The organism is Nonomuraea sp. JJY05, from assembly GCF_043496855.1.
Classification (GTDB): Bacteria; Actinomycetota; Actinomycetes; order Streptosporangiales; family Streptosporangiaceae; genus Nonomuraea.
In genome coordinates, this window is the sequence record NZ_JBIEIS010000026.1 from 12440 (window position 1) to 26594 (window position 14155).

Annotated in this window: 9 protein-coding genes; 5 read left to right on the forward strand and 4 right to left on the reverse strand. The window is 72.2% G+C overall.

The genetic code is table 11. The annotated features are described in order from the left end of the window. The first annotated feature begins 21 nt into the window (after window positions 1-21). Together ACFKCF_RS35130 and ACFKCF_RS35135 are read left to right on the forward strand one after the other, a co-directional pair. Entirely contained in the window at window positions 22-1380 is a 1359-nt protein-coding gene (locus tag ACFKCF_RS35130) for an MFS transporter (protein WP_394499589.1), read from the forward strand. After that, on the forward strand, window positions 1377-1841 hold the full coding sequence (locus ACFKCF_RS35135) for a pyridoxamine 5'-phosphate oxidase family protein (RefSeq protein WP_394499590.1): 465 nt from the start codon (window positions 1377-1379) through the stop codon (window positions 1839-1841). The genes ACFKCF_RS35130 and ACFKCF_RS35135 overlap by 4 nt, the downstream gene beginning before the upstream one ends. Before the next feature lie 9 nt (window positions 1842-1850). On the opposite strand, the gene ACFKCF_RS35140 is transcribed toward ACFKCF_RS35135, so the two are convergent. Continuing rightward, window positions 1851-2864 (reverse strand): NAD(P)-dependent alcohol dehydrogenase, encoded by a 1014-nt coding sequence (locus ACFKCF_RS35140; protein ID WP_394499591.1) that lies wholly within the window; start codon window positions 2862-2864, stop codon window positions 1851-1853. 114 nt (window positions 2865-2978) lie between these two features. Here ACFKCF_RS35140 and ACFKCF_RS35145 point away from each other — a divergent pair, with 114 nt between their 5' ends. Beyond that, window positions 2979-3767, forward strand: coding sequence for a helix-turn-helix domain-containing protein (locus tag ACFKCF_RS35145; RefSeq protein WP_394499592.1), 789 nt, complete (start codon window positions 2979-2981; stop codon window positions 3765-3767). A 9-nt stretch (window positions 3768-3776) separates the two neighbouring features. On the opposite strand, the gene ACFKCF_RS35150 is transcribed toward ACFKCF_RS35145, so the two are convergent. Beyond that, window positions 3777-7031: a glycosyl hydrolase 2 galactose-binding domain-containing protein gene (locus ACFKCF_RS35150; protein WP_394499593.1), complete on the reverse strand. Its 3255-nt coding sequence runs from the start codon at window positions 7029-7031 to the stop codon at window positions 3777-3779. Between the two features lie 213 nt (window positions 7032-7244). On the opposite strand from ACFKCF_RS35150, the gene ACFKCF_RS35155 reads away from it, so the two are divergent. Beyond that, window positions 7245-8018: a hypothetical protein gene (locus ACFKCF_RS35155; protein ID WP_394499594.1), complete on the forward strand. Its 774-nt coding sequence runs from the start codon at window positions 7245-7247 to the stop codon at window positions 8016-8018. A 10-nt stretch (window positions 8019-8028) separates the two neighbouring features. On the opposite strand, the gene ACFKCF_RS35160 is transcribed toward ACFKCF_RS35155, so the two are convergent. Further along, window positions 8029-10968 (reverse strand): poly(A) polymerase, encoded by a 2940-nt coding sequence (locus ACFKCF_RS35160; RefSeq protein ID WP_394499595.1) that lies wholly within the window; start codon window positions 10966-10968, stop codon window positions 8029-8031. Next, complete coding sequence (locus tag ACFKCF_RS35165; protein ID WP_394499596.1) at window positions 10968-12839, reverse strand: RNA ligase family protein; 1872 nt, start codon at window positions 12837-12839, stop codon at window positions 10968-10970. Before ACFKCF_RS35165 ends, ACFKCF_RS35160 begins: the two co-directional genes overlap by 1 nt. A gap of 242 nt (window positions 12840-13081) precedes the next feature. Between ACFKCF_RS35165 and ACFKCF_RS35170 the strand changes: the two genes are divergently transcribed. Next, the gene (locus ACFKCF_RS35170; protein WP_394499597.1) at window positions 13082-14038 is read left to right on the forward strand and encodes a glycoside hydrolase family 11 protein; all 957 of its coding nucleotides are present in this window, start codon (window positions 13082-13084) and stop codon (window positions 14036-14038) included. The last annotated feature ends 117 nt before the right edge of the window (window positions 14039-14155 follow it).

Sequence of the window (14155 nt, forward strand, 5' to 3'; positions counted from 1 at the left end):
TCTTCACGGTCGTCGTTGCGCATGACCCCCAAGGCCTGGGGGATGCTGTTCGTCCTGTGCGGTGCGATCTTCCTCGAGGGGATCAACGTCGCGATGCTCAACGTGGCCCTGCCCGCCATCCGGGCCGATCTCGGCCTGTCCACGGGTGAGCTGCAGTGGGTGATCAGCGCCTACGTGCTGGGCTACGGCGGGTTCATGCTGGTCGGCGGCCGGGCGGCCGACCTGTTCGGCCGCCGCCGGATGTTCCTGGCCTGGCTGGCGGTCTTCCTCGTCGTCTCCGCCCTGGGCGGGCTGGCCGGCGAGGGCTGGATGCTCATCGCCGCCCGTTTCGTGGCGGGCGTCGCGGCCGCGGTCATGACCCCCGCCGGGTTGTCCATCATCACCACGAGCTTCGAGGAGGGGCCACGGCGCAACCAGGCGCTCCTGGTGTATTCCGGCACCGCCGCCGGCGGCTTCTCGCTCGGCCTGGTGCTCGGCGGCCTGCTCGCCGCCGTGGACTGGCGCTGGGTGCTGTTCGCGCCGGCCGTGCTGGCCCTGATCATCCTGGTCCTGGCGGTGCCCCTGATCCCGGCCAGTCCCATGGAACGTTCCCGGGAGCGCAGGCTGGACCTCGCCGGCGCGGTCACCATCACCGCCGCCATCATGCTGCTGGTGCTCGGCGTCGAGCGCGCCGCCCACGTGGACGCCGGGTGGACCGCCGGCGCGCTCGTCGCCGGGGTGGCCCTGGTCGCGCTCTTCCTCGTGATCGAACGCCGCTCCGCCGCGCCGCTGGTGCGGCTGGGCATCCTGCGCTCCGCGCGGCTCGTCCGCGCCAACCTCGCGGGGCTGCTGTTCTCCGGGGCCTTCTTCGGCTTCCAGTTCATCGCGGTCCTGTATCTCCAGGAGGTGCGCGGCTGGACCTCGCTGCAGACCAGCCTGGCCATGCTCGCGGTCGGCGCGGACGCCGTCCTCGCCCCGACCCTGACCCCGCGGCTGGTCAACCGGTTCGGCAACGCACGGGTCATCCTGGCGGGGCTGCTGCTCGCCGTGCTCTCGTACGTGCTGTTCCTGCCCATCGGCACGGACACCGTCTACCTCGCGATGTTCCCCACCATGATCCTCCTGGGGGTGGCCTTCGCCCTGGCGTACGGCCCGCTCACCATCGTCGCCACGGACGGCGTGGACGAGAGCGAGCAGGGCCTGGCCGGCGGGCTGCTCTACACCTCCTTCCAGTTCGGTGCGGCGCTCGGGCTGGCGGCCAGCACCACGGTGATCGTCGCCGTGGCGGACGCGGGGGACCTGCTCGGCGCTTACCGCACCGCGCTCGCCGTGCCGATCGCCGCCGCGGCCCTGGCCGTCGCGGTCAGCGCCGTCGGCCTGCGGAAGGGAGCCGCCCGATGACGTCCTTCGGCGAGATCGAGGCCGAGTTCAACGCCATCGTCGGCGCCACCGTGTACGCCACCATGGTCACCGTGGACGCCCGCAACCGCCCGCGCACCCGGGTGCTCATCCCCATCTGGGAGAACGTGGACGGGCGGCCGCTGGGCTGGCTGGCCACCTACCGGACTCCGGTCAAGGCGGCTCACCTGGCCGGCAACCCGCACACCTCGTTCTCCTACTGGAAGCCCGGGAACAACTCGGTCGCCGTCGACGCCGTGGCGAGGTGGGTGGACGACCTGGACGTGCGGCGGCGCGTGTGGGACCTCTACCGCGCCACCAGCCCCCGGGGCGCCGGGTACGACCTGGGCGGCTTCTGGCGCTCACCGGCCGACCCCAAGCTGCACGTCCTGCGTCTCGACCCCTTCCGCGTCCAGGTCATCCGCGGCATGGACCTGCGCGGCCGCATCTGGACGGCCGACTGAGCGAGCGGGTCAGGCGTGGCTGATGATCACCTTGCCGAAGCCGCCGCCTGACTCGCAGTAGGCGAAGGCGTCCGGGACCTGCTCGAACGGGAACACCCGGTCGATCACCGGGCGCAGCCGGTGCGCCTCGACGGCCCGGTTCAGCTCGAGGAACTGGGCCCGGCTGCCGGTGGCGATCCGGCGCAGCACCGAACCGGCCATGAACAGGGTGGCGGGGTCGATGGGGGTGGCCCCTTCGGCGCCGGACAGCCAGTAGCCGACGAAGGCGACCTCGCCCCCGGCCGAGACCGAGCGCAGCGACTGCTCCAGCGGGCCCGTCGCGTCGACGACGCGATCGGCTCCCCGGCCGTCGGTGAGCGCGTGCACCTCCTTCCACCAGTCCGGGTTCTCCCGGTAGTTGATCACCTCGTCCGCCCCGAGCGCCCTCAGCCGCTCGGCCTTGGCCGGGCCGGACGTGGTGACGATGACCCGGGCCCCGGCCAGCTTGGCGAAGAGCAGGACGAACAGCGACACGGCGCCCGACCCGAGGGTCAGCACGGTCGAGCCGGCGTGCGGGGTGCCGCCGGAGGTCAGGGAGTTCCACGCGGTCACCGCCGCCAGCGGCAGCGCCGCGGCCTCCTCGTACGACAGGTGCCCGGGAAGGTGCACGACGCCGTCCTCGCTCAGCAGCGCGTACTCGGTCAGCACGCCGTCGATCATGGTGCCGAGCTGGGCGGCGTCCTCGCGCCGGAACGGGCCGTCCAGCCAGCGCGGGAAGACGGTGGCCGCCACCCGGTCACCCGGCTTGACCCGGGTGACGTCCGCGCCGACCGCCACGACCTCTCCCACCCCCTCGCAGCCGGGCACCACGCCGGGGGTGACCGGCAGCGGGTAGTCTCCGGACAGCACCCGCAGGTCGCGGAACCCGATGGAGTTCGCGCGGATCCTGACCACGACCTGCCCGCGCCCGGGTTCGGGCTCGTCGCGGTCGTGGAGCGTCAGCCCGGCGAGGCCACGTCCGGGAACAAGGCGGTAGCTCTTCATCTGATGTCCTTCCGGCTCTGCTTGAGTGGGCACGATCGTGCGGGGCGGCCAGGGTGGCCGGCAATTCCCCGGAGGGAATCGCGGGCCCGCACGGAGACCGGATAGAACGGAGCGGTGAGCAGCACAACCATGGAGCACGGCGTCGGCACGGAGCTGAGACGCTGGCGCGGGCTTCGCCGGGTCAGCCAGCTCGAACTGGCCACGCTGGCCGGCACGACCCAGCGCCATCTGAGCTTCATCGAAAGCGGCCGCTCCCGGCCGGGGCGCGCGATCGTGATCCGGCTGGCCGAGTCGCTCGGGCTGTCGCTGCGGGAGCGCAACGACCTGCTCACCGCGGCCGGCTACGCGCCGGTGTTCGCCGAGTCGGGCCTGGAGGAGTCGGCGCTGCGGCCGGTCCGGGCCGCCCTCGACCAGATCCTGCACGGCCACCTGCCGTATCCGGCCCTCGTCATCGCACCGTACGGCCGGGTGGTGGCGGCCAACGACGCCGTCGAGGTGTTCACCGAGGGCGCGGCGCCCGAGCTGCTCGAACCGCCGGTCAACATGCTGCGGCTCATGCTCCATCCGGACGGGATGGCCCCCAGGGTGAGCAACCTGGCCGAATGGGGCCGGCACGTCATCGAGAACCTTCGTGCCAGGGCCCGCCGGAGCCCGGACCCGCGCCTCGACGACTTCGTCGCCGAACTGGCCGGGTACGTCCCCCAGGCGCCGGTCGGGCCCGAGCATCTCGGCTTCTCCGTCCCCATGAGGCTGGCTTCGGCGGACGGGGAGCTGCGCCTCATCACCACGCTGACCTCGTTCGCGACGGCGACCGACGTCACGCTCGCCGAGCTGCACCTGGAGGCGTTCCTGCCTGCCGACCAGGACACCGCCGAGCTGCTCCGGCGCCGGGCCGAGCGCTGAGCGGCGGGGTCAGCCCACCGAGAGGCGGTCGACGTTGGGGCCTCCGTTCGAGGTGGTGGCGGTGGCTCTGATCTTGTTCACCCCCTGGGCCAGGTCGGCGGTCAGGGTGACGGTCTGCCAGGTGGTCCAGGCGCCGGTGCCGTTGAAGTCGCGGGTGACCGAGGTGCCGTTGACCGCGATGGCCATCGGCCGGTTCGCCGTGGTGCCGTTGGCGAAGCGGAACTCCAGGGTGACCGGCCCGGCCGTCGCGGCGTTCACCGTCCACTCCACATAGCTGCCCGTCACGTTGTCGTAGTTCACGAACCCCGTGCCGGTGTAGCCCGCGTGGTTGGACTCCACCACGCCCTGCGAGATCGTCGCGTCCTCCGCCTGGTGGACGGCGGGGCCGGTGCCGGTGGTCTCGGTGACGGCGTTCGACGGTCCTGAGGAGTTGCCCGCCGCGTCACGGGCCTTGACCGTGAACGTGTACGGCGTGCCGGCCGCCAGCCCGGAGACCGTGGCGGTGGTGCCGGTGACCGTCGTGGCCAGGGCGGCGCCGTTGTAGACGTCGTAGCCGGTGACGCCGACGTTGTCGGTGGCGGCGTCCCAGGCCAGCGTGACGCTGGACGAGGTCTTGCCGGTGGTGCGCAGGTTGCCGGGCACGGACGGGTTCTGGGTGTCGGGCTGCCCGGCCGGGACGGTGAGCGTAGCGGTGTTCCACCCGGCCACCCGCACGCTCGGCGAGCCGGTCAGGTCGGAGGCCCGGTACGTGGCGGTGAGGGTCTTGGATTCCCCCGGCCAGAGGCTGATCGCGTTGTCCGACCACTGGATCGGCAGCACGGGCTTGCCCGCCGCGTCGAGCACGTCGGCGTCCAGCATGAAGGCGGGGACGGCGCCGGTGCCGGTGTTCTTGATCGTCACGGTGACCCTGCCGTCGGAGGGCGTGGAGGCGGTGGCGGTGACGGGGGCCTGGGCCAGGCCGTTGAGGCCGGTCAGGTTGGCGTAGCGGGAGGTCGGGACGTAGTACCAGTCGTTGTTCGCCCAGTCGATCACGTCGTCCGAGGTGGACAGGGCGTAGACGTTGCGGTCGATCTCCTGGCCGTCGCGCAGCAGCGTCAGCCGTACCAGGTAGGTCGTGGAGAGACCGCTGACGGCCGGTACGGTCACCGCGGTGGCCTTGCCCCCGTCGGCGGGGACGCTGACCGTCGCGGTGTTGGCGTATCTGGCGGACCCGTCCATGTTGAACACGTCCGTCTTGACGGTCAGGCCCGAGGCGGCCGAGGTGCCGGAGTTGACCACGACGACGGACTTGTTGTCGTAGGAGTACTGCACGTGCAACGGCTTGTTGGCCTCGCGGGCGCCCCAGTAGGAGCCGCCCTGGTCCAGGTAGTAGTCGAAGAGCTGCCAGTGGAGCGAGGACCAGCCGCTGTTGAGCATCCAGTAGATGACGCCCGTGGACGGGTTGCTCGAGTCGGTGAAGTTGCGGCCGTAGGCCTCGAACTGCGCTCGGACCGCCTCGTACTGGGCGAGCTGCGCCTTCTTCATGTAGTCCGTCAGCCCGGACGGCACGCCGTACCTGCCTCTGAGGGCGTTGTGGTAGATGGTCAGGTCGTCGAAGGTGCTCGACGGCGAGCGGTGATACTGCGTCGCGCTCGGGCTCTGCCAGAGCGAGTCGATCTGCGCGGTGGTCATCATCCGCTTGAGCGAGTCGAGCGTCGGGACGTCGGGGCCCGCGCTGGTCTCGGAGTTGAAGCCGAACGCCCCGCCCTCGCGCTTGTTGTACCAGTAGCTCGGCGGCACCCAGTCGTACGGGCCGGGCATCTTCATGCCCGAGTTGCCCAGTTGCGGGCTGGACTTGTCGGAGGCCACGGGCACGATCGGCAGCTGCCACTCGGCCGCGGTGAGGGCGTCGAGGTAGTTGCTCTCCTTCTGGGCCGGCGGCGGGTTGTCCGAGCCGATCAGGAACGAGATCACGCTGGGGTGGTTGCGTAACCGGGTGGCCTCCGCCTGCATGGACGCCTTGGCGATCGGGTAGTCGGAGCTGCTGAAGGAGCCTTCCCACTTGTCGCAGCACTCCCAGCCGGGCAGGGTCAGGATGCCGTACCTGTCGGCCAGGTCGTAGAGCTCGTCGGTGTCCAGGTGGCCTTCGACGCGGATCGTGTTGAGACCGAGGTCCTTCACGTAGCGGATCCTGTCTTCCAGATAGCCCAGGTTCTTGCGGAGGAAGATGTCGGGGGACCAGCCGCCGCCCCTGATCAGGATCGGCCTGCCGTTGATCTTGTAGTAGCGGCGGCCGCTCGCGTTCTTGCCCGACTCCACCTTGCGCACCCCGAAGCGCTGGGTCAGCGTGTCGCTCTCCACGCCGCCGGCCGTCGCCGTGAGGTTCAGGTCGTAGAGCGGCTGGGCGCCCATCGTGTGCGGCCACCACACCTGCGGGTCGACCAGCGTCTGGTTGAACGTGACCCGCTTGGTCTGGTTCGCGGCCAGCGCCACGTCCTGCGAGAACTCGAGCGAGCCGATCGTGCCCCTGACGGTGGCGTTCACGGCGCTGCCGGTGGCGTTGCGGACGTAGACCTTGATGGTGAGGTCGGCGCGGTCGAGCGCCGGCACCGCGAGGTTCGTGATCACGTGCGCGTCGCGCAGCGAGACGTCGGCGCTGCGCCTGATCAGGACGTCGCGGAAGATGCCCATGTTGTCGTCGCGCGGCAGCTGCACCCAGTCGATCCAGCCGATCGTGAGGTGGTTGTCCAGGTTGTTCGGGTTGACGCGGAAGGCCACCGAGTTGACGCCCGGGTGCACCAGGGCGGTGACGTCCCGTTCGTTGCGGGTGTAAGCCCCGGCCACCTGGGCGGCGGTGGCGACCTGGGTGCCGTTCACCCACACGTCGGCGCTGGAGATCACGCCGCTGACGTCGAGGAAGGTCCGCAGTCCGGACTCGTCGCCGAGGGTGAAGTCGGAGCGGTACCACCACGGCACGTCGAAGTCCGCCGTCGGGATCGACTGCATGTTCGTGGAGTAGAACGGGTCCGGGTAGACGTTGTTCCGCAGCAGCCCGGCCAGCACGGTCGAGCGGGGGCCCACCGGATACCAGCCGGTGGCCGCGTAACCGGGTGTGGAGATCGTGGCCCCGGAGTCGGCCACCTTCGCCGAGGACTGGATCTTGTATCCCGTCAGGGCGGTCGTCGCCGGTACGGCCCGCGCGGCCGCTCCCAGCGCCACACCTCCGGCGTTCGCCAGCAGTGCGCAGGCCGACAACAGGATGAGGATGAGCCGAGAGCGCGCCATGGGGTCCCTCGCTAGGCTGGTCTATTCGTTAATAAACCTTGTTAACAAATAACTGGGATCTCGTAAATGGGAAAATTCGTGGGAAGACACGGCTCGCGCCGGAGCGATGCCCGGCCGGTGCCGCCGCCCGGCTGCAGGGGCTGCCAGGGCCGGTACTGAGGCCGGGCCACGGGCGATGGCGAACCGATCTTCGGCGCGGTACGTCAAGAGGGCATGACATCACGCGTTCTCGCCCTGCTCGCGCTCGTGGCAGGGCTGATCATCTTCACCGGCGGAACGGCGTCCGCCTGCCAGTGCGTGGAGCGGACCGCGAAGGATCGGATGGAGGACGCGGTCGCCGTGTTCACCGGCACGGTGACGCGGGTCGGCGTGAGCCCGGACCAGAGCGGCGGAGGGCACGTCATCGCCGTCCTCCGCGCCGACCACGTCTACAAGGGGGAGGCTCGCGAGTGGTTCCGGGTCTCCACCCGCAAGGAGGGCCCGGCCTGCGGGTACGACTTCGCCGCGGGCTCCCGCCACCTGGTGTTCGCCGGCGGGCGCGACGAGGCGCTGGCCACGTCCAGCTGCTCGGGCAACCAGCGGCTGCCGGCCGGCGACCGGCCCGTGCGGCGTGACGACGACGAGGGGCTCACCGGGGAACTGATCGCCGCCCTGGGCACCCCCACCCGGGTCCGCCACACCTCCGCCGCCGAGCCTTCCACCGCCGAGCCTTCCACCGCCGAGCCCTCCGCCGCCGAGCCTTCCGCCGCCGAGCCCTCCACCGCTGAGCCCGCCACGTCCGAGCTCGCGACGGCTGAGCCCTCTACCGCTGAGCCCGCGACCACCGAGCCCGCCACCACGGAGGCCGCGACCGTCAAACCCGCCGCCGCCGAGTCCGGCGGTTCGGACGAGGGCGGTGGCGTGCTGGTGGCCGCCCTGGTGGCGCTGGGCGTCGTGGCGCTCGCGGCGGGAGGCGGCTGGGCGTATCGCAGGCGCTCCTCCGCCTGACCGGCGCCCGTCAGGTCAGGGTCGGTACGGCGCCGCACTCGGCCCGTTCGACCGTGACACCGGGCAGGCCCCTGACCCAGCGGCCGGTGATCTCGCCGAGCCGCGCGGCCTGCGGGGGAGTGCGGCCCAGTCCGATGGCGTACCGAATCGATCGGGGACCGGTCTCGAACGGGCGCGGCCAGGCGTGGACGTCCCGGACCTCGGCCTCCTCCAGGGCGGCGAGCAGGTCCAGCATCCGTCCTCTGACGCGGCCGAGCGTCGCGTCGAGCTCCTCGGGGCCGTCGGCGCGTACGGTCAGCACCGCCCAGGCGGCGTGGCGCCGGTGGAGGGGCGGCGGCGCGGGCAGCTCGGCGGAGCGGCCGCTCTCGGTGAGCTCCCATGCCTGGTAGAGCTCCTGGGTGAGCAGGTCCAGGCCGCCGGCGGTGACCTGGCGGGCGCAGTTGCGTACGGGGGCGCTGGGCGTCATCACCGCGATCGGGTCCGGCCGGGGCGGGGCGGGATCGAGGGCGATCGGGTCTCGCCAGTCCCAGGCGGCCCACGTACTGAAGAAGAGGCTCAGCAGATCGTCGGCGGGCAGGTCGCCGCTCTCGCGTACGGTGTGCGCGGCCATGACCGCCCAGGCCAGGCCGGGCAGTCCCCCGAACGGCGCCGAGTCCAGGCCGCGTGCCCGCGCCCACGCCTTCACCCGCCTGGCGAGCTCGGCGAAACGGGCGTGGTGCCCGTCGACGGCGGCGCAGATCGCGTCCGCGTCGCTGACCGCGCTCAAGGCGATCGCGGCCGCCTCGCCCAGCTCGGCGCGGCGGGCCGGCGCCTGCTCGGGAGGCAGCGATCCGGTGGGGACCACGGTCAGGTCCACCTCCAGCCCGTCCGTACGGAACCGCAGGCCCGGCACCCGCGCGCCGATCACCTGGCGCAGCCGGGCGACGCCCGGCAGCGCGGCCCGCACCCGGGCTTCGACCTCGGCCATGTCCGTCTCGCCGGGCAGCGCGGCCACCAGGTCCAGGTCCGCGCCGGGGAGTTCGCAGCCCATGCGCCGGGATCCGGCGACGGACACGACGCCCGGCCGCAGCGCCTCCGCCAGCCGCCGGGCCACCCGATCGGCCGAGCCGCTCCGCTGCTCCTCCGCCAGCCGGCTGGCCACCCGATCGGCCGAGTCGTTCCGCTGCTCCTTCCCGCCGGTCGCGGGCTCGGTGACCCAGCGGATCTCGCCCGTGCCCAGCGCGACGCGCGCCCGGGGGCGCATGGGCTCGTCCGCGCGGCGCGACAGCAGCACCAGCTCTCCCACCTGCGCCGTCATCCCGGCCAGGCGGATCGGGTCGTCCGTACGGCCGAGCGTCAGGTGCGGGGTGAAGCCTTCGGGGCGTCCCTCGCAGCGGGGGAAACGCCGTTCGAGCGCGCGACGAAGGCGGGCCCAGGGCACAGGGTCGCCGGCGGCGGGGTCGAGCCAGGCCGTCGAGTGGTCGCGATGCCGGAACGTACGCACCCCTTCCAGCCTGGCGGTGAAGGGCTCGACCTCGGTGGCCGCCGCGGCCAGCAGGGGCGCCGCCGCCTCGAACTCCGACTCCGGCACGAAGCCGAACAGCAGGTTGACGTGTGGCGGCCAGCGGTCGATCCGCGGATCGTGCGCGCGGCGGACGGCCTGGATCGCCGGCCACAGCTCCTGCGGCGGTATCCACGCCACGGCCGTCCGCGCCGTCGGCGGCACGTCGAGCACCCCGCCGGTCTCGGCACCACTGAGGTCGAGGACCGCCTCCACCCCGTAGTGGTCGGAGACGTACAGCCCTTCGGGGGTGGGCGTGTCGCCGCGCAGGGTCGCCGAGATCACCCGAGGCCGGCCGCGGAGCAGGATCCGGTCCAGGCGTGAGGCGCGGCCGGACAGGGAGGCGAGCGCCGCCAGCGGATTGGTGCCGGGGTCGAAGGTGGGGGTCTGGTCGGGTCCGTGCGCTTCCGTCCAGGCGTCGCGCAGGCCGAGCGCGGAGGCGGGGGTGTCCGTTCCGTCGTTGAAGTCGCCCAGCAGGATCAGGTCGCCGTCCACGCCGGCCAGCCCCTCGGCGATCCTGGCCAGCTCGGCCCGCCGCCTGGCGGCCCCGTCGCCGGAATGGTCGCTGGTCAGGTGGGTGGCGGCGACGACGAGGACGCCGGTGGCGGTGTCCACGGCGACGGCGGCCACCGACTTGTGCGGGCCGAGCTCGTGCCGGGCCGCCTCCCGTACGGGCAGGCGGCTGAGCAGCAGCAGGCCGCTGTCGGCGACGTCCGGGCCGTACGGGTCGGTGCCGAGGGTGTAGCCGGCGCGTACCCAGGGGGCGGCCAGCAGCATCGACAGCAGCGCGGGCTCGACCTCCTGCAGGGCGATGACGTCGGCGTCGGCCTCCTCCAGGGCCGCGAGGAGCAGGGGACGGCGCCGGGCGGTGTCGATGCGATCGCTGTCGTAGCGGTCCCACAGCGTGTTCCACGTCAGCACGCGCGGAGCCGCGTGGCCGGGCCGCCCGTGCCCGGTGGCGGGGCCGGGCCGCCCGTGCCCGGTGGCAGGGCCGGGACCCCCGTGCCCGGTGGCGAAGCGCCCGTGTCCAGTGGCGGAGCCGGAGCCCCCGTGCCCGGTGGCGGAGCGGGAGCCCCCGTGTCCGACGGTGGCGCTCCATCCGCCCGCCGGATCCCAGGCGTGCGGGGTCCTGGCCGTGAAGAACGGCGGCCGCAGGCGGAGCGGGTCGCGTGCCCGGCCGGCCTCGCAGGTGTCGACGCGGTCCAGGCCCGTGGCGCGGTCCCAGACCAGCTCGCCGTCGGCCTCGACGAACAGCACCCGGTGCCACGGGATGTCGCCTCCCGGGGTGAAAGCGGGCAGCGCGACGCGCTTGGGGGCGGCGTTCCGCTGGCCGACTCCCAGGACGAACCGGGACGGGTCGAATCGAGGGTCCCAGCGAATCCGGTGGTAGATCTCCTCGCTGGTACGCATCACGCCTCCAAGCTTCCGTCCACGTCGTCGACGGTGCCGCGCGCCCCGACGTACCAGGTGCGATGGGCCTGTCCGGGATACGGCGGGACGAACCGGCGCGCCTGCGCGGCCAGCACGTGCGAGGGCACCGGATGGGCGCGGCGGGCGTTGCGCCGGTGCAGCTCGTCCTCCTCCACCAGCACGACCGCGTGCGTGGTCAGCGCGTCGCGGCGGCGGGCCACGGCGTGGACGAGGGAACGCTGGTGCTGGTTGAGCGAGGTGGCGTCCCACACCACGGTGCCGCCGGCGGCCAGGGCGGCGTCGAGCCGGTCGAGGCCCTCGCCGAGCACCTCCCGGTTGGCCCGCTGGTCCGCCCGCGAGCCCCGGGCCTCGCGCAGGTCGTCGAGTGAGAGGTACGCGTCGATCCCCGGCAGGCCGGCCGCGAACGTGCTCTTGCCGCTGCCCGACGGCCCGACCAGCTGCACCAGCCTGGGAAACGGCCTGGAGCGCCACCGCCAGGTCGCCGCCACGGCCTCCTCGACCGTCGCGATGCGTCCCCTGGCCCAGGAGTCGCGGGCCTCCGCCCAGCACCGGTCGGCCGCCTCCGCGCCGAGTCCGGCCAGGGCCTCGCGCAGGCCGCCGCGTAGCGGCTCCAGCGGCTGCGGTCCGAGCAGTCCGGCGTCCTCGGCGTGCAGGGCCGACCATTCGACCTGCTCGCGGGCCTGGTCACGGTCATCGTCCGCCCGTCCGGCCAGTACGGCCGCCGCCACGGCGTGCAGCACGCCCAGGTCGGCGGCCAACGCCATGCGCCCCAGCCCGGCCCGCCGCTCCTCGTCCGGGTACGGGCGGTGCAGCGCACCGTGCAGCCCGACCAGGTCCGCGACCTGTCGCGCCGGCCGCATGCCGAGCGGCCCCGCCAGCCGCGCCGCCAGGCTGGCCCGCGGCATGGCGTGCGCCGCCACGGCCAGCACACCGGCCAGCCGGGCGTCTCCACACCGGCCGATCGCGTCCAACCGCCCCGCCACCTCGGCCACCGCCTCCCGAACCACCGCCTGCGGGACCGTCGCCTCCCGCGCCACCGCCTCCCGAGCCGCTGCCTGCGGGACCGCCGTCTCCGAGGCCGACGTCTCCGGGGCTGCCGCCTTCCGAGCCGCCGTCTCCGGGGCTGCCGTCTCCGGGGTCGTGCTTTCTGTCCCGGGTCCGGGCAGGTCCACCGCGGCCAGCAGGGCGCTCACGTCGGGGTCCGCGCCCGAGCGCACCGACCACAGCGCCGCGGCCGGTCCCAGGGCGTTCGGCACGACGGTGGCGTGCATCCAGTGCGTGTCCGTCCGTACGTGCCGCGGCCGCACCCACTTGGCCACCCGCCGCGCGAACTCCTCCCGCCCGAACCCGTCGGCGGCCCGCACCACGTAGCCCTCCTGCCGGTCCAGGTCCAGCCGCAACCCCCGCAGCGCCCGCTCGTCGAAGACGCCGCGCCACAGCACCGGCGGCACCGGGATCCCCAGGCCGCGCAGGAAGGCGACCGTGCGATCCCAGTCCAGGCACCGATCGCCGTCCCAGACCGAGAACCCGTAGAACCAGCTCTCCAGCCCCTGGTACGCGATGGAGTGCCGGGCGTACATGTTCTCCCCGCACACGCGCCGGCCCGTGGGGATCCGTCCGCCGATCCGCCCCTGCAGACCCTTCACCCACGCCCGGGACGGATGGTGGGCCGAGTCGAGCGACCTGGCGTGCATCCCGTCGGCGTACAGGGTGGTGTTCTCACCGTCGAGCTTCTCGGTGACCACGACCTCGCGCCCGCGCAGCCCGGACAGGTCGCCCGCGCGCAGGTCGTCCGGGGTCGCGCCGGGCGACCAGGGCAGGTGAGGGGTACGCGGATAGTGCACGCGCATGATCCCTCCCCCCGTTCGGACCGGAGCCACTGTACAAGCGGCAGGAAACACCCCTCCATCGAATAAACCGCCGTTTCGGAAGGCGTACGAAACTTTCACCGACGGGTTTTGTCCCACTGAGCAGGAAAAATGACTTCTCGAGGTCTGGTCGGCTGACAGGCCTTGTTGACAGCCCAACAAAGGCGCGCCGATACTTTCGCCACAACTCCGATAATTTCGGGTCCGTCGCGAGGAGGAAGCACATGCTCATCCGCCGTGCCTGCGCCTTGGTCGTGGCGCTGGTCGTCGCCGTCGTGATGCCGCCCGGCATCGCCAACGCGGCCCCCATAACCTCCAACCAGACCGGCACCAACAACGGCTACTTCTATTCGTTCTGGACCGACAGCCCCGGTTCGGTGTCCATGAACCTGGGATCCGGCGGCAACTACAGCACCTCATGGAGCAACACCGGCAATTTCGTCGCCGGCAAGGGCTGGAACCCCGGCGGACGCAGGACCGTGAACTACTCGGGCAGCTTCAACCCGTCCGGCAACGCGTATCTGGCCCTCTACGGCTGGACGAGAAACCCGCTCGTGGAGTATTACGTCGTCGACAACTGGGGCACCTACCGGCCCACCGGCACGTACAAGGGCACGGTCACCACCGACGGCGGCACGTACGACATCTACCAGACGACGCGGTACAACGCCCCCTCCATCGAGGGCACGCGGACCTTCAACCAGTACTGGAGCGTCCGGCAGTCGAAGAAGACAGGCGGAACCATCACCGCCGGCAACCACTTCGACGCATGGGCCCGCTACGGGATGAACCTGGGCACCCACGACTACATGATCCTCGCGACAGAGGGCTATCAGAGCAGCGGAAACTCCAACATCACGGTGGACGGCTCCTCCTCCGGAGGAGGGGGCGGCGGCGGTGGTGGCAACCCCGGCGGCGGCTGCACCGCGTTGTTGTCCGCGGGCCAGCAGTGGAGCGACCGCTACAACCTCAACGTCGCCGTCAGCGGCTCCAGCAACTGGACCGTGACGATGAACGTGCCCTCGCCGGCGATGATCATCGCGACGTGGAACATCACCGCCAGTTACCCCAGCGCCCAGGTGCTGACCGCCAGGCCCAACGGCAACGGCAACAACTGGGGCGTGACGATCCAGCACAACGGCAACCGGACCTGGCCGACGGTCTCCTGCGGCGCGGGCTGACCGACCGGAAAGATCTTTCCCGGCCCGTTTCTCTCGACCATGATTGCCCGCTGGGTCACAATCGGCGCTGGTGCCACAAGCACGCTACAGAGCCACTACAGGCGAGGAGCGGGTCAT